The sequence below is a fragment of the Flavobacterium sp. genome (assembly GCF_025352015.1).
Lineage (GTDB): Bacteria > Bacteroidota > Bacteroidia > Flavobacteriales > Flavobacteriaceae > Flavobacterium.
The window spans coordinates 76,437-100,775 of record NZ_JANXUG010000112.1; the positions used below are offsets into that span (position 1 = coordinate 76,437).

Sequence of the window (24,339 nt, forward strand, 5' to 3'; positions counted from 1 at the left end):
AAATGATAAACAAACGCCTTCTTATAAAAAACCTACTCGCTCACAACGATGAGTGTAGCTTTTATGATAAGAAGCGCCAGTTGAATTTGCATACTAAAGAGGGGAAAGCCAAATTTTTGAAACACATTTGTGCGTTGTCAAACTCTAATCCTTCGAATAATTCTTACATCGTGGTTGGCGTTGAGGATTTAGACAATGAAATAACTGGCGATGATTTTTTTGATGATAGTAGGATTCAGAATTTGGTGAATGCGTATCTCGAAAATCCACCCAAAATTCAGTACGAAAATGTACCGTTTCCGAATTTGCCCAAGGATAGAGTAGTAGGTTTGGTAACCATAAAACCCAAACATAAGACTTCGTTTTTTAAGAAAAACATTCATACCATTTTTGCAGGTTCCGTTTTTGTGAGGGTTGGAAGCAATTCGGTGCCTACAGAAGATAAAATTTCGTACTCAAAGCAAAATATTGAAACCGTAATCAGTATTGAAAACAGTTCGCGCAATAGCATTGCTTACACGCTGGATGGGGTTATGAATTTTATGATTGAGCGCCACGGCGACATGGTTTCGCAATACAAAGTTTTTAAAGAATTGTTTGTGATATGCTGGGCGGGAAATCCAAAAAAAATTAGAGACAGCACTTATCTTTCAAGAGTTGATATTGAATTGATAAACGAGCAAGTAAAACTATTTTATTCGGCGCTCGATGTGGTATCTATTAGCTATGACGAAGAAAGTTTTACGATTATTGAATATGTTCCCTTGGGATTGAATGACAAAACGAGCTATTATCCGCTCGAACAGCAAAAAATTTCTTTTTTTGATAACGGTTATTATAAAATTGAAAACAAAATGCTTTTTGAGCCACCAGCATTCAACAAAAAAATGTTGCACCATATTTATAATTCCAATGTAGCTTTGATTACTAAACTCCAAAGAGGAATCGCATTATCAGAACGGGAAGAAAAAGATTTGGAAAACCTTTCGTCTACGTTGATGATATGCTATCTCAATGGTTTTGAAGACGCCAAACAAAAATTGATTGATGCAAAACCGCTATTAAAAGCAAATAAAAAAGCCGCTGTTTACATGAGTTTTAAAGAAGCCATGCGGGTTTTGAGAAAAATGAAATATAATTAAAGCGGGATTAAAAAAACGACAGCTGCAGACTGTCGTTTTCTTCAGAAAAAAATTAATATACTTCCAACAAAACAATTACATCAATCAAACTCATTTATGCCATATAGAATTTCTTTCATTTTTGAACCATTAACCTCAACAAGTTTCTAGGCAACGTTAAATTTGTCGATAGCAATATCAATATCGGCTTTAAGTTTTTTATATTCTATAGGCAACTTACTTTCGCACTGTTTTTGGTTTTGATAACTGTTTAAAATAATTTTAAATTTTTCGTAAAATTTTCCGCCCTGATCTATAAAACTGTTGTACTGTCCAATAAATTGTAGCAATCTATCAATAGGAAACTCTAGGTTTATTTGCATTTTGTGTTGCTGTAATCCTACGGTAATTTTTATCTTAGTTAAATAATCTTCCATTTTTTGCACAATTGTTTCCCAATCATCGTTTGAGCGACATTGCGCTAAAGTGGATTCATAACCTATGGGTTTTGTATAATCTTTAAAAAGCAGCTCAATATCGAGCTTCATTCTGTCGTTGCTTTTTTGCAAAAATGAGGTTTCAAAATAAATGGTGTTCAAATCATTTTGCATTCGCAGGGTGAAATCAATAATGCATTCTGCTTTTGCCAGCTCTTTTTCTTTATTATCTTTCGACAATGCGGAACCTATCATGTTGGTAAACGGTTGCACTAGTGATACTATGGTATTAGAGCCTAGAACAGAGGTTAAATCAATAGCCTTTTTTTATCCTTTTTGGATGCAATTAAATCTTTGAGTTTTTCAAATTCGGGATATTGGTTGGGATTTGAAATTTTATTGATTTCGTTCAATGACGCTACTGATGCAAAATGATGTTCTAAACCCAATAATTTTTCATACAGAATCTTGATAATTTGCAATCCTTTTAAATACCTGATTTTAGAAATTTCTCCTGAATTTTCAATCATTAACGTTTTAATTTCAGAAGTAATTTTGTCTTTTTTGATTAGTAAATCTATTTTTTGGTCAGTTCCAAATGCTACAGTAAGCGCTTTGTTTATTTTGTTTAATTTGTATTGTTTGTCCAATAACAACACTTCATATTTTAAATTGACTGCTTTAATCTCTTCAATTAAAGCGGTAATGATTTCATTGGGGTGTTAATAACCACCATCGAAAAGGCTGCTGCTTTATTAAGCAGTAGTAGTAATACCAATATGTATTTTGCCTTTTTCATAATGCGTTATTTTAAAATTATTGCTTTTAAATTATATTATCTGGAGGATGACAGATTGATAGTAACCTGTACTTTGTCTTTCATTATTTGCAAGTGATAACTACCTCTTTTTATCATTCGGAAACCCATATCTAGTTCTAAATAAATCATAGTGTCAATACTAAAAATATAATCTTGGTCTTGAATGAAAACTAGTTTTTCATCAGAAGTAATTTTGGCAAATTCTTTTCCGAACATGAATATTTGATCCTCTGCTGAAAGTTTGCTTATTTCTATTTCAATAAGTAATGATGTAGGCGATTTCTATGGAATTAACGGAGCATAAGCCACCACTCAACACAGCTCGAACCACCAGAAACAACACCATGTATAATGCCAGTCTAAACCTAGTCGATAACGCCAATGCCGCAAAAGACTACCTCTTCACCATCCTCGATGCCAATTCCACAGAGTACAAAGCAGTATCAAGAATAAAATTTAAAAAAGTCAAATAAAAAAACTTCCCCTCCATAAAAAGAGGGGATTTTTTTTAACAAGATTCAACAATCATTATATTTATCTAAATTAGCAAATCAAAAACTAAAAATAAGACCAAATAAAAACTTTGCAAATCTTTGTGAAAACCCTTCGAATCTCTCTATAAAAACTAGAATAAGCTCCAATTAAACATAAATAACCACCTGCTAAAACAAAACAAGCACCCGACAGACTAGAATAATCAACAGATAAAATGAAATATCCACCCGCAAAACTAGAATACCCTCCTGCCAAAATAAAATAAGCACCTGCCAGAGTAAAATACCCTCCTGCCAAATTAAAACAACCACCTGCCACAATAATTAAAACATGAACAGAACACTAGTAATCGGCGACATCCACGGCGGTTTGCGGGCATTACATCAAATTATGGAACGAGCCAACGTTTCTAAAAACGATACCCTAATTTTCCTCGGGGATTATGTTGACGGCTGGAGCGAATCGCCGCAAGTACTTGATTATTTAATAGCTTTGAATAAAAAGCAACACTGCATTTTCATCAAAGGCAATCATGATGAATTGGTTTATAAATGGTTAGCAGACAGCAAAGACAATCGTGAGTGGTATAAACATGGTGGAGAGTCAACCGTAACGGCATATGCAATAGTGAACGCTACTACAAAAAACAGTCACATTGAGTTTTTAAAAAACTTGAAGAATTATCATCTAGATGAGCAAAATCGATTATTTATTCATGCCGGATTTACCAGTATGAATGGCGTAGCGTATGAATACTTTCCACGGCTTTTTTATTGGGACAGAACACTTTGGGAAACAGCTTTATGTTTGGATTTGTCAATTCCTAAAAACAGTTTTTATTACCCAAAAAGACTAACGTTGTACAACGAAATATACATTGGGCACACACCAGTAACCAAGATTAATGAAACCATTCCTGTTCAAAAAGCCTGTATTTGGAATGTTGATACTGGAGCTGCCTTCAAAGGATCGCTTACCATTATGGATGTAGATTCTAAAGAGTTTTGGCAAAGTGAACCCTTGAGCGATTTGTATTTTAATGAAAAAGGAAGGAATTAAATTTTTTAATTATGAATGGCGATTTTTGATTTCAGAGTATTGAAATCTTTATATTTGCACACAAATAAACTTTTAACGAAATGAAAAAAATAATTATAATTGTTACCATTGCTATAGTAAATTTAGCAAATGCACAAGCATTCAAAGGGAAAGGCGATATTAAAGCACAGGTTGGTTTAAATATTCAAAACCACGGAACGGGAATAAATATCTCTACCGATTTTGGTATTGGAGAAAACATGTCGTACGGATTTGTTGCTTCCTATTTGCTCTCCGTTCAAGAAGTTGCTGGAGTTAAACCAACTTTTGCCGACAGAGCTGATGCCAAAGTTCGTTTTAATGCTAATTTGGGAAATGTTTTTAAACTAGATAAAGCGATGGATATTTATCCTGGGTTAAATTTAGGCACAAGAAATTTTGGAGCACATTTAGGTTTCAGGTATTTCTTTACAAATGGATTTGGAGTATATACAGAAGCGGGGATTCCTTTGGCAAAATACAATGCAAACTCCTATGGATTTGAGGAATACAACAATCAGTTTGTGTTTCAAATAGGTGCTTCTTTCAATTTATAAAAGGTTTCTTCGAAACTTAAATTTAATAAAATTAAAAAAGCGTCCCAATAGCAGGACGCTTTTTTTTCTTTAATCTTTCTTCTTCAAAAACTACAAATCAAATTTTATTCCCTGTGCCAAGGGTAAACTTGTCGTATAATTGATGGTATTGGTTTGTCTTCTCATGTATACTTTCCAAGCATCTGAACCAGATTCGCGTCCGCCACCAGTTTCTTTTTCACCACCAAAAGCGCCACCAATTTCGGCACCCGAAGTTCCTATATTAACATTGGCGATTCCACAATCTGAACCTGCTACCGATAGGAATGCTTCGGCTTCACGCAAATTGTTGGTCATAATGGAGGATGATAATCCTTGAGCCACTCCGTTTTGAAGCGCAATGGCATTTGTAACATCGCCCGAATATTTAAGTAAATATAAAATAGGCGCAAAAGTTTCGTGTTGTACAATTTCAAATGAGTTGTTAGCTTCGGCAATGGCGGGTTTTACATAGCATCCACTTTCGTAACCAGTTCCCGAAAGAACGCCGCCTTCAACTAATAATTTTCCACCTTGTTCAACAACTTTTGATAAGGCGCTGTTATACATTTCAACAGCATGTTTGTCGATAAGTGGACCAACATGATTTTTTTGATCTAATGGATTTCCAATTTTTAATTGTCCGTAAGCAGAAACGAGTGCATCACGAACTTTGTCATACATACTTTCGTGGATGATTAGTCTACGAGTAGAAGTACAACGTTGTCCTGCCGTTCCAACCGCTCCAAAAACCGCTCCGATAACCGTCATTTTTACATCAGCATCTGGCGTAACAATAATGGCATTGTTTCCTCCTAATTCTAAAAGTGATTTTCCTAAACGGGCGGCACACGCTTGCGCTACAATTTTCCCCATCCGAGTAGAACCTGTAGCCGAAATTAAAGGAATTCGATTGTCATAAGTCATTAATGCTCCTATTTTATAATCACCATTTATTAAACATGAAATTCCTTCAGGAAGGTTGTTTTCCTTGAGTACCTCGGCAATAATATTTTGACAAGCAATGCCACACAACGGTGTTTTTTCGGAAGGTTTCCAAACACAAACGTCACCGCATATCCAGGCTAATGCTGTGTTCCAAGCCCAAACGGCTACAGGGAAGTTAAATGCAGAAATGATTCCTACAATTCCCAGTGGATGGTATTGCTCGTACATCCTGTGTCCGGGACGTTCAGAGTGCATTGTTAATCCATGTAATTGACGGGAAAGACCAACAGCAAAATCGCAGATGTCAATCATTTCCTGGACTTCGCCGTAACCTTCCTGCAACGATTTTCCCATCTCATAGGAAACCAATTTCCCTAAAGCTTCTTTGTTTTTACGTAATTTTTCTCCAAACTGACGCACAATTTCGCCACGTTGTGGCGCAGGCATATGTTTGAACGTTTTAAAAGCTTCGTTTGCTGATTGCATCACTTTGTCATAATCGGCGGCGGTTGATGTTTTTACACTTGCAATGAGTTGACCGTCTACTGGCGAATAACTTTCGAGGATTTCTCCGTTAGAAAAGTGGTTTTGTCCTGTTGAGGTTCCTTGGTTTATTGTTGTAATTCCTAAAGCTTTTAATGCTTCGGTCATACCGAATTCTTGTGCTATTGATGCCATTGTATTTAGGTTTGTTTAAAAAAAATAGTGATTGCAAAAGTAACTGATTATTTTGATTTTTAGCCCAGATGGAAACGGCTTCCTTTTTATCCTGAACTTGTTTCAGAATCCTGAAAAAAGTTCAGGATAAAAAAGATATAGTGGACAGCTGGAACCTGCCTATCGGCAGGCAGGATTGCTCCTAAAAATTATTTAGCTATAAACTGCGAGTCGGATTCCATTATGGTTCCGCATTTGTCGCAGGTTTTTAAAGTTTTGGTGTTGTAGAAATGTTCGAAATGTTGCAGAAAATCTTTTTCGATATCGGTAAGAGGGAAATAAACTTCGTAAAGTTTGTGGTTGCAGTGGTCACAAAACCAAAGCAAACCGTCTTTTGCATTAGAACCAACACGTTTTCTCTCGATGACCAAACCAATGGAACCTTCAGTTCTGTTTGGTGAGTGTGGTGTTTTTGCGGGATGTAAATACATATCTCCGGCTGATAGTTTCATGGCTCTCTTTTCGCCACTGTCCTGAACATATACCGTGATGTCGCCTTCGAGTTGGTAAAACAATTCTTCGGTTTCGTTATAATGATAGTCTTTTCGGGCATTGGGACCAGCAACGATCATGACAATATAATCTTCTGAATCGATATAAAGGTTTTTGTTACCTACCGGAGGTTTTAATAAATGACGGTTTTCGGCTAACCATTTTTGGAGGTTAAAGGGGTTCAAGATTGCCATGATAATTTTTTAACGAAATTACTAAAAATAAAAAAGGTTAGCGTTAACTAACCTTTTAAAATGTGTTATTTTGTTTCCTTGATTAAATAAATGTAAGCAGGAAAGTGATCACTATAGCCTATTTCGGTCATACTGTGTCGTAAGGGATACCCTTTATACTGTCCGACGGTGGTTATCATGTAGGGTTTATTATAGATACCAGCTTTCCAGTAACGGAAAGAAGAAAAGTCTTTTTGGATTAAGGTTTCAGAAACCATAATTTGATCGAATATGTCGCCTGCGTCTCTATAAAATAATGTAGCATTACCTTTATAAAACATTTCCTCAAACGGATTGTACACCCCAAATTTTTGTACTTCCTCTCTTTTGCGTTTCGCGCCAACGCCTTCTTTCACACTTTTATTATAGGTTCCATCGTTCAAATCGCCCATATTGATGATTTTAGCATTTGGATTAATTTTATAAATGGAGTCCATAATTTTTCTATCTAGCCTTCCTGCGGCTTCACGAAATGGGGAACTTTTTTTCTCGCCACCCGATCGTGATGGCCAATGGTTTACCATAATGTTAATTTCTTCACCATCAAGTAAACCGGTGACCAATAGTATATCTCTGGTAAATACTCGGTCTAAATTTTTATCAACTTCTGATTTGTCGTCGGCAACATCATCTTTTTCATTTTTTTCTTTGACTTTATTGTTAAGTTGGTTCTTGTAGATTAACAATGGAATGTTTTTGTAACTGGTAGGTTTAAAATGTTTTTTTTGATATAACAATGCTACATCAATTCCTCTTTTGTCAGGCGAGTCAAAGTGAACTATACCATATTCTTTATTGATTAATGCGGGTTCTTTTATTAAATCCTCTAAAACAATTCTGTTTTCAATCTCGGCACCGCCAATAAATGTTGGAGAATTATTTGGGTTTTCGCTTGTCCCAATTTCAGATAATACTTTTGCTAGATTATGTAGTTTTTGACGGTATTTTTTTGAAGTCCAATTTTGAACACCGTTTGGCAGCCATTCCTCATCATTGTTTGCTTCATTAATCGTGTCAAACAAATTTTCAAAATTGTAGAATGCAACGGTATGCACTATATACTTTTTTGCTTGGCCATTTACTCCAAAAATTGCGAATAACACAAAGAAAAGAACTGTAAAATTTTTAATTCTCATATAAGGTACATTAAGTTATTGTCAAGTTTTTTACAAACTTCGAGCCAAAAGTATATAATATTATTAAAATATGTACATTTGACCGCTTTAAGTTTTTCTTAAGGTTTAATCATTTAAAAATTAATTTTATTTTATTTATGAAAAAACTTGTTATTAGTACATTATTTGTGATGCAAGTAGTTTTTGTTTTTGCTCAAAGCAGTACCGGATTTATCGGGAAAGTTTTGGACACAAGAACACAAAAACCGTTACAAAATGTTGTTGCTTCAATTCAAAATACCAATTTAACTGCCTTGTCAGATGCTTCTGGAGTTTTTACTTTTAAAGAAGTAGCCCCAGGTAGTCAATTACTTCAAATTAGAAATACAGGTTATAAAGACCAATTACTTTCGGTTGATGTGGTTTCGGGAAAAATTTTAGATTTAGGAATTATCATTTTGGAAGAAGATATAAGTGTAGATCAACAAATTGCTTTAGTGGCTATCACTGATAACGATTTAGGGGACGACAATAGTGGATCAGAAAGCACCTCTAGTTTGTTACAAGCCTCGCGAGATGCTTTTCAACAATCTGCAGCTTTTAACTGGGGTCAAGCAAGATTCAGAATAAGAGGTTTAGATAGTCAGTATGGAACTACCATGATAAATGGTATTGTAATGAATAAGATTTATGACGGAAGACCACAATTTAGCAACTGGGGAGGATTGAATGACGCAACCAGAAATCAGGAATTTACAACTGGAATTGGTCCTTCTGATTATTCTTTTGGAGGTATTTTGGGCACGAACGAAATCAATACAAGAGCTTCTATATACAGGCCAGGGAACAGAATATCTGCGGGCGTTACCAATACCAATTACACTGGTAGATTAATGGGGACTGTAGCTTCAGGCATGCGAAGAGATGGTTGGGCGTATGTGGTTTCGGCATCGAGACGTTTTACAGATGATGGTTATTTTGAGGGCACAACTTATAATGCTAATTCCTTTTTTGCAAGTGTTGAAAAAAAATTAAGTGAGAAGCACAGTTTGAATTTTACCTCAATCGTGGGACAGAATAATAGAGGGAAAAACTCGCCAAATACTCAGGAAGTAAACGATTTAAAAAGCGAAACCTACAATTCTTATTGGGGTTATCAAAATGGCAGAAAACGAAATTCAAGAATTAGAAACATCGAGGAACCGATTCTTATTTTAAGTCATTATTGGAAAGTTACGTCAAAAACGAATTTAAATACCAATGTTTCTTATCAATTTGGAAAGATAGGCAATAGTAGACTTACATTCCAAGGCGCTGATAATCCAGATCCAACGTATTATAAAAATTTGCCTAGTTATGAAACATCCTTATATGATACTAATGGAAACTATACACCCGATTTTACAGAAGCCGGATTAAAAAAAGCAGCTTTTTTAGCTGATGGTCAATTAAATTGGGATGGATTAGTTTACGCTAATCAGCACAGTATTGACGGACACAGTTACTATACTTTGTATGAGGATAGAACCGATGATAAACAGTTTACGGCAAATACCATTTTGAATACACAATTATCGGATCATATTGTATTAAATGCTGGAGCAACCTACAGAAATTTGAATTCGCACAATTATCAAAAAATGATTGATCTTTTGGGAGGAAGTTATTTCAAAGATGTTACCCTTTTTGGAGTGGGATATAACCAACAACAATCAGATTTAAACAATCCAGGAAGAATTGTAGGTGTTGGAGACGCTTTTGGTTATAATTATAACTTAACCTCAAATAACATAGATGCTTTTACACAGTTTAAATTTGTTTATAAAAAAGTAGATTTCTTTTTGGCACAAAACTACTCTCGTTCAGAATATCAAAGAGAAGGATTGTTTAAAAATGGTTATTATCCAACAAACTCATTTGGTAAAAGCAGTAAAATGACTTTTGACAATTTTGGATTCAAAGGGGGCATTACTTATAAAATTACAGGTAAACAGTTTTTAATGCTGAATGCAGGTTACATGACACTAGCTCCTAATTTGAGAAATGTTTTTAACAATGCACGAATAAATAATAATACAGTGTCTGGATTAACAAACGAAAATGTATCTACGGCTGACGTGAGTTACGTTATCAACAGTCCAAAATTAAAAACCAGACTAACTGCGTATTACACCTCAATAAAAAACCAAACAGAAACTTCTTTCTTCTTTGGTGACGGTGTTTCTGTTGACGATCCTTCAACATCCATAATTGAACAAAGTGCCTTTGTTGCCGAAACAGTTACCAATATTAACAAAAGAAATATTGGTTTAGAGTTTGGTGCAGAATACCCAATAACTTCTAGTTTAAAACTAACGGCAAGTGGTGCTTATGGCGAGTATATTTATGACAACAATCCAAATGTTTCCTTAAATGTCGACGCACGAGCTACAGCCACTAATACTTCTCCGGTTATTAATTATGGAGAAGCAAAACTTAAAAATTACAGACAATCAGGAATGCCACAAACAGCGGCGTCGTTAGGATTAGAGTATAGAGACCCAAAATTTTGGTCAATTGGTGCTAATGTAAATTATTTGGCAAACAATTATATTGATGTGGCTCCTATAACAAGAACCGCTAGTTTTTACGATGACGTAACCGTTGCTCCAGGCGTGCCTGTGCCGGGAGCATCTGAAGCAATTGGTGCAGCATTGTTAAAACAAGAAAAATTTAACGATTTTACATTGTTAAATCTTAACGGATCAAAATCTTGGAAAATAAATAAAAGCACTTTTGGATTTAATGCTAGTATAAGCAATGTATTAAATGTAAAATATAAAACAGGAGGTTTCGAACAAGCAAGAAATTCAAATTACACCCAGTCGCTTCAAGACAATACACCTCATATCAATCCAAACAATGTTGCTGCCGGAGCTGTTGCCACACCAGCTTTTGCTCCTAAATATTTTTATGGCTATGGTAGAACATTTTTCTTAAATTTATATATTAATTTTTAATAAAACATACTATGAAAACAATTCAATTTAAAGTAGTTCTTTTAGTAAGCATGATAGCTTCAATGTTGTCGAGTTGCACTAAAGATAGCGATGTAGAAGTTCCATCTGCAAAAACAACTTTGTTTGCAGAAAATTTTGACAACACAGATTTGACGGCGACAGGATGGATTAGATACGCTCAAACCGGAACAAAACTTTGGACGCAAGGATCCTATAAAAATAATGGTTATGCAAAATTTAGTTCTTATTCATCTGGGCAACCCGTTAATGTAACTTGGTTAATTTCTCCACCAATTGATATGGATGCTCAAGTGGGCGAAAAATTATTTTTTCAATCCTGTCAAGATGGTTACGTAAGAAGTATCGATAACTCTTTAGAGCTATACGTTTCAACAGATTATGACGGCATAACTTTTGATAACGCAAGTTGGGTAAAAATTCCATTTGATTACCCTACCCAAAATACCATTAAATATGTATATGTAAACTCAGGAATAATTGATTTATCAACTTATACCGGAACATTGCATTTTGCTTTCAAAGTAAAAGGAACTTCCTCATTAACTGGAGGTTATCAAGTAGATAACGTAAGGGTTTTTTATTAACATTATTTAATTAAAATAAAATGAAAATATTCATATTAAAATTTAGTTTACTGTCTATTGCTTTGATAACCATTTCAAGCTGTACAAAAAGCGACACTTATAACGCGGTAAGTCAGGAAGTGACAACTTATAATTTCACAACAACAAAATCGGTTGCAGACATTAATATTTTAGCAAATTCTACACCAACTGTTTATACAGGAGATGATATTATAGAAGCCTATGTTACATCAACAGATGCAGCTGGAACTTTCTACAAATCACTTTCTTTACAAGACGTTCAAACAGGCTCAACAACACCAATAGGGTTTAGTATTAGTGCTGATCAAACAATGCTTTTCAAAAGAGGTTTTTTTGCAGGAAGAAAAATTTATATTAAGCTGAAAGGTTTGGCAATTGCTAAAGTGTATGGTTCAATGCAAATAGGCCTTATTGATCCTGCAGACGCCACAAAATTAACAGGTATTTCGGGTACCGTTCTGGCTAATTACCTATTTCCATCTGCCGTTATTGTTAATGAAGATACTTTAGTGCGACACTTGTCATTGGCAGATGCTGCATCAGATGCGGTTCAAAATACTTTAGTAGAAATCGACAACGTTCAGTTTGCGGATAACTCTATCGCACGAACTTTTTTTGATATAGATTCAGGGGGATTTGCTACAAATCATGATTTAGTTGATGCCACAATAGGTGGTACAACTCGTTATTGCAGAATTAGTCAATATGCAATTTTTTCTGCGGATAATGTGCCTGCAGGTAGAGGAAGTATTCGTGGTGTAATGACAAAATATTCATCAGACTTTCAGTTTATAGTAAGAAGCGAGGCAGATTTCCATTTAACTAACCCAAGAACCTATACTTTCTTTTCCAGTTTAAATGAAAATTTTTCTAGTTTCGCAAACAGTCAAGTTACGTTTCCTAATTATTTGAATTTTTCTCCAGTTGGAACAAAAAGATGGTTGATTAAAGCAGGTGCTTTGGAAATGTCAGCCTTTAGTGGAGCTGTTGAACGTAACAAAGCATACTTTGTAATTCCTGTTGATATGACCGCTGCAAGCACTTTTAAATTTGATATAAAAGTTGGATATTTTACCAACTCGTTAGGACTTAAAATATACCGTACAGCCGATTATGTTCCAGGAATGAAAATTTCTGACGCTACATTATATGATATAACTACAAGTTTTACTTTGCCATCGGCATCTACTACGGCATTCTCTAGTGCTGGAACCTACAACATTCCAACAACGGTAACTGGTAATGGTTATTTTGTTTTTGAATACACGGGTACAAATATTACAACTGGACCACCAGTTACAACTACGGTCGATATAGATAATATCGTTGTTAATTAACAAATAACATTTTTAATTATAAAAAAGAGTCCCGTAGTTAATTTGGGACTCTTTTTTTATACAAATGTATTTTTTTCATCATTAAAAACGACATTTTATCAATGGAGTAAAATAAGACATGAAGCAACTTATTTTTTATTAAGCACAAGGAATATTGTATTCCAATTTATGATGTCATAGTAAGCCTTAAAACATACTAAAAGCAATATTTAAAATAGTTTTTCTTCAATAATTAATTTGAGCTTGTCATTTGTTGCTTTAAGTGCATCACAAATTACTTTTTGTTCTGCTCGTTTTACTTCTTAAGCTGCATTTGTTACATGTCCCACTTTATTAATTTTTTTTTGCTTTACTTGTTACTCTTTCTATTTCACTTTTTATTGTCGCTATCTCATTGTATTATTTATAACGCTTATAGAGTCATCAAAATCTACCACAAAAAAAGTCCCGTTAATTACAATTAACGGGACTTTTTATTGATTAATTTTATTGTGATGCTTACTTGACAATCAAGAATTCAGAACGACGGTTTTGAGCATGTTGCTCTTCAGTACAATCTTTTCCGCAATCTACTTTTGGCTCTAATTCTCCCATTCCTTTACCAGAAATTCTACTTGCTAAAATCCCTTTCGAAATTACATATTGAACGGTAGATTTTGCTCTTCTATCAGATAATAATAAGTTGTATTCATCGCTTCCTCTGTTATCTGTATGTGATTTTGCTACAATAAGCATTTTATCATTGTTTTTCATTACTTGAACCAATTTGTCTAATTCAAAGGCGCCATCTTGTGTGATATTGCTTTTGTTGAAGTCAAAGTAAATGGGTTTCAAAATAATTTCATTTTCAGTTACGATAACATCAATTGGTTGTAAAGCCGCATCCACTTTTGCAGTTGGTACTTTGCTTTTGGTAATAGCAAAAGTATTGCCTTCAAATCCATCTTTCGAAGCTTGAACTACGTAAGCCTTGTCGCATTCCACTCGGTATTTTACTTCACCTTTAGCATTCGACATTTCGGTAGAGATAATATTTTTCTTGTCATCAAGTATAGAAACGCTTGCGTTAGCTAAAATAGCGCTTGTTTTTGCGTTCGTAACAACAATTTCTACATCTACCCCGCATATAGGACTTACTACGAAAATATCATCGTTACCGTTACGATTACTAGATATGAAGCCAATTTTTTTACTTTCGTTAAACGTAAAAGCGAAGTCATCTTTTTCAGTATTTATAGGATTACCTAAATTACTTGCCTCTGAATTATTGGATAAATCAATTTTAAAAACATCTAAACCGCCAAAACCTTGTTTTCCGCTTGAAGCAAAATATAAAGTTTTGTTGTCATCAGCAATAAAAGGGAAACTTTCATTTCCTTCAGTATTTACTTGGTTACCTAGGTTTTGAGGTTCTCCATAAGTTCCGTCTGAATTAACTGCAACTTTCCAAATGTCTGTAGTTCCACTGCCCAAACTTCCGGGTCTATTAGATGAAAAATATAAGGTTTTACCATCTCTGCTTAAACTTGGATTACTGGTTGAATAAGTCTTACCATTAAAAGGTAATGCAGTAATTTCGCCCCACTTATCGCCATTTTTGACTGCTTTGAATAAATATACTTGACTGAATTTTGCATTCGCTTTTTTGTCTTTTTCTGATATTTTTTCTTTGTAACTTTCGCTAGCAAAGTAGGCAGTATTTCCATCAGTACTTATGGTAACTGGACCGTCATGCCATTTTGAATTCAAATCGGACACGGTAGTTGCATTTGTAATGGATCCATCGGTGTTGTAATCTGCCTTGTAAATGTCAAGGAATGGTTCATCTGTCCAACCATAGTTTTTTCTGGCAACATTTCTCGCACTAGCAAAATACAAATTATTATCATATAGAACCGCTCCAAAATCTGACTTCGTACTACTTATGTCGGATGAATTAACATTGTATAATTTAGTTTTATCCAATAACCTTGGAACATAATTAGGATTCTCTTTGAAAGCCTTTGCGCGAGAATCTGTTGGAACAGCTGCAGCAAATTTTTGCATTTGTTTGTTAGCTTCTTCATACTTTCCATTGGCTTTCAGCATTTGAGCATAACGATAATAGGTTTCAGCATCTTGATTAGTCTCTGTTGCTTTGGAATACCATTTTACGGCTTCGGCTGAATTGAACATATTGTAATAAGTGTCGGCTAATTGTTTGTAAACATAAGGATCCGCTTTTCCATTTTCAGTCAATCTCAAATATTCTTTTGCTGCGTCAACATATTCATATCTGTTGAATAATTTATCGGCAGTTTTTGTATTTTTATTTTGAGCCGAAACAGTAAAACTGATGACTACAAAACTTAATGCTATGTATAGATTTTTCATTTTTAGAAGTACTTTTTGGTTAGAAATATCTTGGTGAACGTGATACTTTTTTCGGGAAATTTAGATCAAATAGCAGCATAAATTCATGTGAAGCAGGTGCTACAACTTTTAAATCTGAAACGATATGATCATAAGCATATCCTACTCGTAAACTTGGTGTAATAGCAAAATTTACCATAGCTCCAAATGAATCTTGCAATCTATACGTAGCTCCTAACTCTAATTTATCAAAAAACATAAAGTTCGTAGAAACATCGAAAGAGACTGGTGCGTTTACCGATGATTTTATCATAGCAAAAGGTTTGAATTTTAGATTTGGATTTAAATCAAACACATAACCTCCCGTCAAGAAATAATGTATTACTTCAGTTCCATACTGCCTTCCATTAAAATCTAAATATTTTGACTTTAACATGTTAGGAACAGATAAAGCGATATAATATTTATCGGTGTAATAGAAAACTCCAGAACCAATGTTTAAAAAGGTATTGTTTGGATTTGCACCAGAAAACGGATCATTTGTTGATGGTTGAGGCAGCGTTGGATAAATTGTATTAAAGTCAATTTTATGCATGGTTGCACCAGCTTTTAAACCAAAAGCCAATCGATGTTCACCGCCTAAATTTAAGGTGTACGAGAAATCGCCATAAAAGTTGTTTTCTTGTACAGGTCCAATCTTATCTGAAATAATTGAAAGACCTAAACCAACATTTCGGCCTACAGGACTATGAATAAAAAAGGTTCCTGTTGTTGGTGCACCTTCTATACCAACCCATTGTGCTCTGTAAAGAAAACCGCCCGACAAGCCTTCTTTTGAACCAGCATAAGCTGGATTTATCACACTCATATTATACATATATTGTGTGTAATGCGGATCTTGCTGTGCGCTTACCTTTGTAATTGCTAAAGCCAATATCGCAATGAAATATAGTTTCTTCATTTTGTTTTTTGTTTTATTTTGAATAAAATTATATACTGTTTTATTGTGCTCTATTAATATAAATCCAACCTGTTTTGACTTCTCCATTATTTCTGTCAATTACATAATAATAGGTTCCGTCTGGTAGGTCATCGCCCTTGTCAGATTTCCCACCCCATTCATTTGTATAATCATTTCTAGTATACACTGTCATTCCTAATCTGTTAAAGATGGTCAATTTTTTAACATTAAAACCAGTTAAATCGAAAGTGTCATTTAAACCATCATTGTTTACAGAAATACCTTTCTGTATCTGACAAATAATTGATAGCACATTAAAGGGAGCCGAAATCGTGTCGCAACCATCAACTGTAACCTTCACAGTGTAATTACCTGTAGCCGGTACGGTTAAGCTTTGAGCGTTTTCGCCAACTATTAGTCCTTGAGTATTGTACCATTGATACGACGCCGTGCTTGGGTTAAAAGAACCATTAACGGGAGTTGCTGTTAGAACATACTTTATACTCTCACATCCACCGACAATCGTAAAAATTACCGGAGGTATTATCATTACCTGTGCCGTTCCAGTTCCTGCTATTTGACAAGTTCCTACATTTGCAGCAATGGTATAAGTAATAGTATAAGGTCCCGGTGTACTGCTTTGAGTATTAATAACCCCTGTAGCAGCATCAATTGACAAATTTGTTGTTGAAGTAAATGTTCCACCATTAGTAAATCCTGTTCCTAATGCTGGTGATTGTAAATTAATCGCATCATTAGAACAAAAAGGGGTGTCGTAACTAAAACTCGTTACAGGAGTAATTACTGGATTGATGATAATATTAAATGTATTAGATCCACCAACCAAACATGATGGTAAATCTGCATTGGAAGTATAAGTGATGGTGTAAGGACCAGGCGTACTTGTTGCAAAAGTAATCAAACCGGAAGCTCCATCAATTGAAAGTCCAGATGTAGACGTAAATGTTCCGCCTGTTGTAAAGCCAGTAACTAAAGTTGGCGCTAACGTAGCTTGTGCATTTTGACAAATTGGTGTAGTGTAACTAAATCCAAGTATTGGGTTTACAACAGGATTTATAACTATTGTAAAATCTGTTGAGCCAGCGGAGACACAAGTTGTCGTGTTAAATGGTACCCCGTAAGTTATTACATAAGTCCCAGCAATAGTATTAATCAAATTAATCTCCCCTGTTGTAGCATTTAGGTCTATTCCTGCTGCAGGATTAGAGGTAAACGTACCGCCAGTTGTAAATCCAGCCGCAGAAGTATCTGGAATTGGATTAGTCGTTGCATTTTGGCAAACAGGTGTAGTATAACTAAACGTTGTAACCGATGGAGTTGGATTAGTTGGATTAATTGCAATTGCAATAGGTGCCGATAAACAACCCGTTGCTATATCTTTAACCACTAACGAATAGTTCCCAATAGCAAGAGGACTGAATACGGGGTTCGACACGAAAGTAACTCCGTTATCTATACTATATTGATAGTTTGAAGTGGGTAAGGAATAACTTCCCAAATTAGTATAATCTTCTGGATCTAATGCAGTCCAATCTGCAGGATTCCAAGTAGTACTTGGAACAGTTGCAGTATTTAATCTTCTATAGGTATAACCTGGCTGACCACTTGGAGTAAATGTAGATCCGTTGGTAACACCCCATAAATCAATTTCAACATCCGTTGCGGTAGTTAATCTAATATTATCGTTATTATTGACTCCTCCACATCCTGTAAAAGTTTGATTTGGAACCACACCTGCTATATTGGCGTCGTTACTTACTTTAATTACATTGGTAGTATTATTTGCAATAGTTCCCGATAATTGAAGATTACATGATAAATTCTCTGCAGTTGGAGGTGAACCCCAAGTGTAAAATTTCAATTTATAATTAGCTAAATTAACAGGAGCTCCAGTGCCGTTATATAACTCAACATAGGTTAAAGAACCAGAATTTGCATCTGTAACTTCCGAAATAAATAAATTGGAAGGTATTGGGCTTCCAGATCCAGTAGGTGAATTCACAGTTATGGATCCCGTTGGTGCTGTACATGTAGATTGCGTAACCGTATAGGTAGGTGTTGCTACTGTATTAATAGTTACAGTAAACTGTCTATCGGTAATACAACCATTTGTTCCAACAACATATATGTATACAGGTTGAGTACTTGTAATAGGAGTACTTATATTTAAAGGTGAACCTACGCCACCTGCTATGGCATAATAATTTCCAGCTGTTAATGCAGGCAAAGTAAATGTATCACAAGCAGCAACTGAAGCTTGAACAACCACTGGAGAAGCTAAAATTTCAACCGTTGTTGTTGTAGTAAAAACAGAACAACCACCTGCTGCAGGAATTGTATACGTTACCGTATAAATATTTGGTGTACTTGCAACAGGAATAATTTCACCAGTATTTGAATTTAATAATAAGCCTGAAGGCGAAGAAGAATACGTTCCACCAGAAGTTCCTATTCTATTTACAGGTTGTGCAGTAGCTATATTGTTACAATAAGTTGCTGCAGCATAAGAAATAGTGGCACTCGCGGGCGCTGTAATAATCACAGTTCTTGTGGTAGTTATCGTTGGAATATTAGTACATGCACCACCTGTACTAGTTAAAGTAGTACTCGTAATAACGTAAGGACCAGGAATACTTGCTAATAAATTAATTTCTCCTGTATTTGAGGTTGAATTAGTACCTGAATCTGTAAAAACCAATCCTACAGTAGAGGAATAAACCCCAGAAGTAGCAGCAGGAGCCAACACTGGTGTTGGGTTTGGTTGATTTTGACAATAATAGGTTGATGGATAATTAAATGTATTTATAGGAAAACATTGTGTGGTTCCACCACCTTGATTTGTCTGACTAAAGGTTACAGTACCAACTTGATTTGAATAGTTTGTAATCATGATAACATAAACCTCACACAATTGCGCATTAGGTATACACATGATTTCAGTAGGTGCAGCCGAATAACTACAGGCATGTAAATTTCCATTACAACCTTGAGTGGGTGTCAATGGTGGTGATTGACCTGCAAGCGGGTTTGCGGGTACTCCAGCACAAGCAGTACTCAAATTAGTAAAAGGACCCCAAGCTACGTAATCAACGTCTAGTCCGGTTCCACCAGTAGATGTTTGAGAAATTAAATAACTTAAAGGACCAGCTTGGTTTACTTGCAAAAAGAAAAAAGCTGGATTAGGAGAAGTAAATAAACAACCTATTTGACCTAAACTTGGAACATTCGTCGCATTAGCATAAGTTACAGTTTGACCAGTACAAAAAGCAGGTGCTTCAGAACAAGGTAAGGTACCAATACACAAATTAAAATTTGTAAACTGTGGAAGTGCGGAATCAGAATATACTCTGATATAATAAGTTGTCCCAGGAATTAAGTTGGCTCCAGAGTTACATCCTACTTGTGTTAATGCACCACAGTTGTTACCTTGGAAAATAGCATAGTCTAAAACTGGTGCAGGCGTTGTTACATTATTAAAAGAAATAACATGTGTTACGGCAGTTGCAGTAAAAGTAAACCAAACATCGTCATTGGCTGCGCCAGGACATGTTGTTGTTGGTAAAGACCCAGTTGCTCCTATCAATGTTCCGGGCGTTGTTTGTACACAGTTTAAGTTTTGGTTAACTACTGCAAAGGTTGCATTAAAACATTCATCATTTGATGGTATTGTAGCAAAATTATAAGCTGCCCAGATACTAGCATCTGTTGGGGAACAAATAGCTCTTACAAACAAAACATAGGCAGTTCCGGCGGTTAACCCACCTTGAGGATATGTAGTACTAGTTACGGGAATGCCTGGTCCAGTCGGTATTGTAGAACCTGTGGGTAATATTAAAACTTCCCAGGCGTTCGCAACTGATGCATTTGGGTTTGGAACTTGAGTCCAATTAAGTACTGCAGAGGTTTGAGTAATAGCCGAAGCATTCAATAAAGTTGGTTTTGAACAAGTTGGTGCCGGGGCACAAGTTACGTTCGCAACCCAACCAGCAGCAGTTGTAAATCCGTTACTTCTAAATACAAAGGTTAAACAACCATCTGGATTAGTCGCGGTAAATGGACCTGGAAGATTTCCTCCTGTTAAAGCACCCCAAAATGAGCCAGGTATAAGTCCAGGTACAGTTCCTGGTCCATTAGTACTTGAAATTTGATTGCTAGGAACAATTCCGTTACCATCATATACATAAAGGCCATCAGAAGTGGCTTGTGTATTAAAAGAGGTAAATGTTACAGTTACAACGTCTCCAGGGTTTGTGGGACAAATATAAGTGGGTATATTGGAGTTGTTTGCATAATCTAATGCTGTTCCTCCCGCATCGGTAAACACACCTCCACAAGTGGGTGGCGTAGCTAAAGTTGTTACCGTAGCTGGTGTACAAACCCATGCGCTGGTGCTTGAACCGCAATTGGCTCTAACATAAATATCATAACAGGTAGAAGGAGTCAATGGTGTTAGCTGAAAAGGCGGTGAAGTAGTGACATCCACAATCCCAGTAGCAGTTGCAGTTGGCGCAGGAGAGCCGCAAGGTAATGCTAAAACTTGCCATGCAGAGGCTACAGATGCATCTGCGTTTGCAGGTTGTATCCAGTTTAATACAACCGAATTATGCCTAACATTACTTGATGTCAATGCCGACGGAACGTTACATGCAGGCGGTGGCCCACAAGTGATATTGGCTGTCCACCCTGCTAATTGTACTGAAGCATCACTTCTAAAAACAAATGTTAAACAGCCATTCGCATCAGCAGAAGTAAAAGGACAAGGGATTGTAGTTCCCCAATAACCGCCCGCTAAACCTCCTGGGACATTTGCCGGAGGGTTATTACTTGGAATTAAGTTTGCCGGCACCACTGCATTCCCGTTGTAAACATACAAGGCATCATAGTTAGCTTCGGTATTAAAAGTCGTGAAAGTTACAGTCACAACATCTCCTGGGTTAGTTGGACAAATTGTTGTGGTATCATTTGAATTGGCAGCATAATTTGCTGTTGTACCGCCATTATCAACAAAATTCCCACCGCATACTGGCGGCGCATCAAGAGTTGTTATCGTGATTGGTCCCGACCAAGTACTACTGTCAATAGGGCTACAGACGGCTCGTATATATATATCATAACATGTTGCAGAACTTAATCCAGTTAATAAAGATGGATTCACGATATTATCAATAAATCCTGTTGATGTAGCTGTTGGCAGCGGTGAACCGCAAGGTAATCTTAAAACTTGCCAGGCTGTTGCAACAGTAGTATCAGGGTTTGTAGGTTGCACCCAGTTTAAGGAAACTGAATTGAAAGTTAATCCAGTGGTACCTAAAGAAGTTGGTTTTCTACATGTTGGAGGTAGTGCGCAACTAACGTTTGCAACCCAACCATCGCGAAGCCCAGAGCCATCACTTCTAAAAACAAATGTCAAACAACCATCTGAACTTGTTGATGTAAAGGGACCAGGAATTGCAGCTCCTGTTAAATTCCCCCAATAGGATCCTGCTATACCACCAGGAACATTTCCTGCACCATTGGCACTAGCAATTATATTTGCAGGCACAACAGCATTTCCGTTATATACATATAAACCATCCCAGGTCGCCTCTGTATTAAAAGAGGTAAAGGTCACTGTTACAACATCCCCTGGATTTGTTGGACAAATTGTTGTTGTAATATTTTCATTATTGCCATATTGACCTGGCACTCCTGTACCAATTACAGTTGTCAAACCACCAGAATCTAAAAAGTTGCCTCCACAAATAGGTGGCGCAATTGGGGTGTTAATTGTTATTGGTACTGAAGACCAAGCGCTTGTGGTGGCTCCACAAACTGCTCTTATATAAATATTAAAACAACTATTAGCCGCTAGTGGCGTGAGCACAAAATTTGAATTGGTATTTGCAGTTACAAATCCTGTAGCTGTAGGTGCAGGAGCAGGCGAACCGCATGCCAATGCTAAAACTTGCCAAGAACTGGCAACAGAAGAATCAGGATTTGCCGGTTGTACCCAGCTTAATGTGGCAGAGTTATACGTAAATGCCGAAGAGGTGATTGTAGTTGGAGCACTACAAGAGGGTGGCGGTGCACAAGTAACGTTAGCAATCCAACCTGCGGCAGTAATAGTTCCATCTGATGTGAATACGAATGTTAAGCTTCCGGAAGGAGAAGATGCTGTGAAAGATGGTGGTAAAGTGGTTCCAGATAAAGTTGCCAATAATGGAGCCGCTGCACTATTACCGTCATACACTCTTAAAATATCAATACCTGCTTGAGTGTTAAATGAAGTAAAAGTTACTGTAACAGCATCGCCAACATTTGATGGGTTAATAATTGTTGTAAGATTTGAATTATTGCTATAATTTGCCGCTGATCCGCCCGTGTCTACAAAGTTTCCACCACAAACTGGCGGCGCAACTAGCGTTGATATTGTTCTCGGTACAGATGACCAACCACTATTAGCAGAACAAACCGCTCTAACATATATATCGTAACAAGTGGCAGGAGTTAAACTACCAAGAATATACGGGGGAGCTATTGCAAGATCATTTACCGTTGGGACACTTGCAGCTGTTGGAGCAGGAGAACCACATGGTAATGCAATGATATCCCATGTTGAAGATGTTGTTGTATCAGGATTTGTTGGCTGTGTCCAATTCAACGAAACAGAAGTTGTTGTAATTAGACTAGAAGTCACTGCGGTCGGAATTCTACATACTGGTGCTATACCACAAGTAATATTGGCTGCATAACCTGTGGAAGTAACAGTTCCATTTGAGGTAAATACGAATGTTAATTCTCCGTTAACTGCCGTTGAGGTATAAGAAGGAGGTAATGTTGTACCAGATAAGGTCGCTAATAGGGGGAAAGTTGCATCAGGCCCATCGTATATTTTCAAGACGTCGGCGCCAGCTTCGGTGTTAAAAGCTGTAAATGTAACAGTTGTTACATTCATAGCTGGAGGTGTCACCGTAGTGGTGCTATTTTCATTATTCGAATAATTTCCTGCTGTACCTCCAGAGTCCACTAAGTTGCCACCGCACACGGGTGGTGCTACTTGTGTAGTAAAGTTACCCGAGGCTAACGACCACGGACTAGTAAATCCAGTCGAACAAAGTGCTCTAACATAAAATTTGTATGCTGTATTTGGTAATAATACCGTTGCTAAAAAAGGAAGCGTTCCGCTGTAAGCAGGATAGTTTGGAATTCCTGTTGGAGTTCCGGCGGCCGGAACAACTTCTATTTCCCATGTAGTGGCTCCACTAGGATTTGACCAATTTAACTGCGCTGTTGTCGAAGTCAATACAGTTGGAGTAGCTGCGACAGGGGCTGTACACTGGGGTGCAATTCCAACATTATCTATTAACCAGCGATCGCCATCCAAAGCAGCTGTGGGTTGTGTATATTCTCTAACAAATGCTACATAGATGTCAAAACCAGCATAAGCTGATAAATCCACAACCTTTTCAGTGTAAACATTAAAGTTAGATGTTGGTATTATAAGGTCTAATTCAGTCCATTGCTGTAATAAGGAATAATTTGCTGGAGTGGTTTGACCAGCTGCAACTGGTGCAACCATCACTTTGTATATCGTTCCTTGATTTCCACTTGTAAACATTCTTGTCCAAAAGTGTAATTCAGATATCCCAGTAGCGGGGATTGTTACCGCTGGAGTTGCAAGAAAATCTTCAGAAGTGTTTCCTGCGCCAATTTGCTCTCTATTGACCGAGGCACAATTAGTCCCTTGATATTGAAGTCCAGTGGCAAAAGCATTAATACCCCATCTTTGAACTGTGCCAAACGATGGATTAGAATTTCTTTCAAAGACAGCCCAGTTTCCTGTTCCTAATGCCCAAGTCGCTGGAAGTGGCCCCGAAATTCCAGTTGTGTTTTCAAAACCTTCGGTAGGTAACTGTGAATAACCGCTAAAAGAAATGAAAAGCAAAAATAATAATAATGTAATTTTTTTCATGAAATGAAAATTTTGGTTATTGTATGAATTTTTTAGAATTTTTTGAAGTTCAAATTTAGTAA

Annotated in this window: 17 protein-coding genes; 7 read left to right on the forward strand and 10 right to left on the reverse strand. The window is 36.3% G+C overall.

Annotation, left to right across the window (positions count from 1 at the left end):
- The first annotated feature begins 2 nt into the window (after positions 1-2).
- On the forward strand, positions 3-1,142 hold the full coding sequence (locus Q0Q96_RS11540) for an ATP-binding protein (protein ID WP_293875542.1): 1,140 nt from the start codon (positions 3-5) through the stop codon (positions 1,140-1,142).
- Positions 1,143-1,288: 146 nt separating this feature from the next.
- Here Q0Q96_RS11540 and Q0Q96_RS11545 read toward each other — a convergent pair whose 3' ends face one another.
- The 3 genes from Q0Q96_RS11545 to Q0Q96_RS11555 all read right to left on the reverse strand — a co-directional run bounded on the left by Q0Q96_RS11545 (position 1,289) and on the right by Q0Q96_RS11555 (position 2,594).
- Positions 1,289-1,813, reverse strand: coding sequence for a hypothetical protein (locus Q0Q96_RS11545; protein WP_293875544.1), 525 nt, complete (start codon positions 1,811-1,813; stop codon positions 1,289-1,291).
- 53 nt (positions 1,814-1,866) lie between these two features.
- A complete protein-coding gene (locus tag Q0Q96_RS11550; protein WP_293875546.1) occupies positions 1,867-2,208 on the reverse strand; it encodes a hypothetical protein in 342 nt (113 codons plus the stop codon).
- A 185-nt stretch (positions 2,209-2,393) separates the two neighbouring features.
- Complete coding sequence (locus Q0Q96_RS11555) at positions 2,394-2,594, reverse strand: hypothetical protein (protein ID WP_293875548.1); 201 nt, start codon at positions 2,592-2,594, stop codon at positions 2,394-2,396.
- A gap of 68 nt (positions 2,595-2,662) precedes the next feature.
- On the opposite strand from Q0Q96_RS11555, the gene Q0Q96_RS11560 reads away from it, so the two are divergent.
- Entirely contained in the window at positions 2,663-2,851 is a 189-nt protein-coding gene (locus tag Q0Q96_RS11560; protein WP_293875550.1) for a hypothetical protein, read from the forward strand.
- A gap of 85 nt (positions 2,852-2,936) precedes the next feature.
- Here the strand turns inward: Q0Q96_RS11560 and Q0Q96_RS11565 are convergent, their stop codons facing one another.
- Positions 2,937-3,191: a hypothetical protein gene (locus Q0Q96_RS11565; RefSeq protein WP_293875552.1), complete on the reverse strand. Its 255-nt coding sequence runs from the start codon at positions 3,189-3,191 to the stop codon at positions 2,937-2,939.
- A gap of 12 nt (positions 3,192-3,203) precedes the next feature.
- On the opposite strand from Q0Q96_RS11565, the gene Q0Q96_RS11570 reads away from it, so the two are divergent.
- On the forward strand, positions 3,204-3,932 hold the full coding sequence (locus Q0Q96_RS11570; protein ID WP_293875554.1) for a metallophosphoesterase: 729 nt from the start codon (positions 3,204-3,206) through the stop codon (positions 3,930-3,932).
- Between the two features lie 80 nt (positions 3,933-4,012).
- Entirely contained in the window at positions 4,013-4,507 is a 495-nt protein-coding gene (locus tag Q0Q96_RS11575; RefSeq protein WP_293875556.1) for a DUF6646 family protein, read from the forward strand.
- A gap of 90 nt (positions 4,508-4,597) precedes the next feature.
- Here Q0Q96_RS11575 and Q0Q96_RS11580 read toward each other — a convergent pair whose 3' ends face one another.
- From Q0Q96_RS11580 to Q0Q96_RS11590, 3 genes are all read right to left on the reverse strand, one after another.
- Complete coding sequence (locus Q0Q96_RS11580; RefSeq protein ID WP_293875558.1) at positions 4,598-6,151, reverse strand: aldehyde dehydrogenase family protein; 1,554 nt, start codon at positions 6,149-6,151, stop codon at positions 4,598-4,600.
- 188 nt (positions 6,152-6,339) lie between these two features.
- The gene (locus Q0Q96_RS11585) at positions 6,340-6,876 is read right to left on the reverse strand and encodes a 3-hydroxyanthranilate 3,4-dioxygenase (RefSeq protein ID WP_293875560.1); all 537 of its coding nucleotides are present in this window, start codon (positions 6,874-6,876) and stop codon (positions 6,340-6,342) included.
- 65 nt (positions 6,877-6,941) lie between these two features.
- The gene (locus Q0Q96_RS11590; protein WP_293875562.1) at positions 6,942-8,051 is read right to left on the reverse strand and encodes an endonuclease/exonuclease/phosphatase family protein; all 1,110 of its coding nucleotides are present in this window, start codon (positions 8,049-8,051) and stop codon (positions 6,942-6,944) included.
- Between the two features lie 137 nt (positions 8,052-8,188).
- On the opposite strand from Q0Q96_RS11590, the gene Q0Q96_RS11595 reads away from it, so the two are divergent.
- The 3 genes from Q0Q96_RS11595 to Q0Q96_RS11605 are packed head-to-tail and all read left to right on the forward strand — an operon-like array spanning position 8,189 to position 12,992.
- The gene (locus tag Q0Q96_RS11595) at positions 8,189-11,029 is read left to right on the forward strand and encodes a carboxypeptidase-like regulatory domain-containing protein (protein WP_293875564.1); all 2,841 of its coding nucleotides are present in this window, start codon (positions 8,189-8,191) and stop codon (positions 11,027-11,029) included.
- 11 nt (positions 11,030-11,040) lie between these two features.
- On the forward strand, positions 11,041-11,634 hold the full coding sequence (locus Q0Q96_RS11600; RefSeq protein ID WP_293875566.1) for a choice-of-anchor J domain-containing protein: 594 nt from the start codon (positions 11,041-11,043) through the stop codon (positions 11,632-11,634).
- Positions 11,635-11,654: 20 nt separating this feature from the next.
- A complete protein-coding gene (locus tag Q0Q96_RS11605) occupies positions 11,655-12,992 on the forward strand; it encodes a DUF5689 domain-containing protein (protein ID WP_293875568.1) in 1,338 nt (445 codons plus the stop codon).
- A gap of 498 nt (positions 12,993-13,490) precedes the next feature.
- On the opposite strand, the gene Q0Q96_RS11610 is transcribed toward Q0Q96_RS11605, so the two are convergent.
- Genes Q0Q96_RS11610 through Q0Q96_RS11620 form a run of 3 tightly spaced genes read right to left on the reverse strand, consistent with a single transcriptional unit; the run spans position 13,491 to position 24,277 of the window.
- Positions 13,491-15,365, reverse strand: a complete 1,875-nt coding sequence (locus Q0Q96_RS11610; RefSeq protein WP_293875570.1) for an OmpA family protein — start codon at positions 15,363-15,365, stop codon at positions 13,491-13,493.
- Positions 15,366-15,384: 19 nt separating this feature from the next.
- A complete protein-coding gene (locus Q0Q96_RS11615) occupies positions 15,385-16,305 on the reverse strand; it encodes a type IX secretion system membrane protein PorP/SprF (RefSeq protein WP_293875572.1) in 921 nt (306 codons plus the stop codon).
- 40 nt (positions 16,306-16,345) lie between these two features.
- Positions 16,346-24,277 (reverse strand): CUB domain-containing protein, encoded by a 7,932-nt coding sequence (locus Q0Q96_RS11620; protein ID WP_293875574.1) that lies wholly within the window; start codon positions 24,275-24,277, stop codon positions 16,346-16,348.
- Positions 24,278-24,339 lie beyond the last annotated feature (62 nt).

Excerpts from the sequence above, each read along its gene's own strand:
- Q0Q96_RS11555 (WP_293875548.1), bottom strand. The coding sequence starts at position 2,594 with ATGTTCGGAAAAGAATTTGCCAAAATTACTTCTGATGAAAAACTAGTT.
- Q0Q96_RS11560 (WP_293875550.1), top strand. The coding sequence starts at position 2,663 with ATGGAATTAACGGAGCATAAGCCACCACTCAACACAGCTCGAACCACC.
- Q0Q96_RS11575 (WP_293875556.1), top strand. The coding sequence starts at position 4,013 with ATGAAAAAAATAATTATAATTGTTACCATTGCTATAGTAAATTTAGCA.
- Q0Q96_RS11540 (WP_293875542.1), top strand. The coding sequence starts at position 3 with ATGATAAACAAACGCCTTCTTATAAAAAACCTACTCGCTCACAACGAT.
- Q0Q96_RS11615 (WP_293875572.1), bottom strand. The coding sequence starts at position 16,305 with ATGAAGAAACTATATTTCATTGCGATATTGGCTTTAGCAATTACAAAG.
- Q0Q96_RS11605 (WP_293875568.1), top strand. The coding sequence starts at position 11,655 with ATGAAAATATTCATATTAAAATTTAGTTTACTGTCTATTGCTTTGATA.
- Q0Q96_RS11595 (WP_293875564.1), top strand. The coding sequence starts at position 8,189 with ATGAAAAAACTTGTTATTAGTACATTATTTGTGATGCAAGTAGTTTTT.
- Q0Q96_RS11610 (WP_293875570.1), bottom strand. The coding sequence starts at position 15,365 with ATGAAAAATCTATACATAGCATTAAGTTTTGTAGTCATCAGTTTTACT.
- Q0Q96_RS11620 (WP_293875574.1), bottom strand. The coding sequence starts at position 24,277 with ATGAAAAAAATTACATTATTATTATTTTTGCTTTTCATTTCTTTTAGC.
- Q0Q96_RS11570 (WP_293875554.1), top strand. The coding sequence starts at position 3,204 with ATGAACAGAACACTAGTAATCGGCGACATCCACGGCGGTTTGCGGGCA.
- Q0Q96_RS11585 (WP_293875560.1), bottom strand. The coding sequence starts at position 6,876 with ATGGCAATCTTGAACCCCTTTAACCTCCAAAAATGGTTAGCCGAAAAC.
- Q0Q96_RS11590 (WP_293875562.1), bottom strand. The coding sequence starts at position 8,051 with ATGAGAATTAAAAATTTTACAGTTCTTTTCTTTGTGTTATTCGCAATT.
- Q0Q96_RS11545 (WP_293875544.1), bottom strand. The coding sequence starts at position 1,813 with ATGATAGGTTCCGCATTGTCGAAAGATAATAAAGAAAAAGAGCTGGCA.
- Q0Q96_RS11580 (WP_293875558.1), bottom strand. The coding sequence starts at position 6,151 with ATGGCATCAATAGCACAAGAATTCGGTATGACCGAAGCATTAAAAGCT.
- Q0Q96_RS11600 (WP_293875566.1), top strand. The coding sequence starts at position 11,041 with ATGAAAACAATTCAATTTAAAGTAGTTCTTTTAGTAAGCATGATAGCT.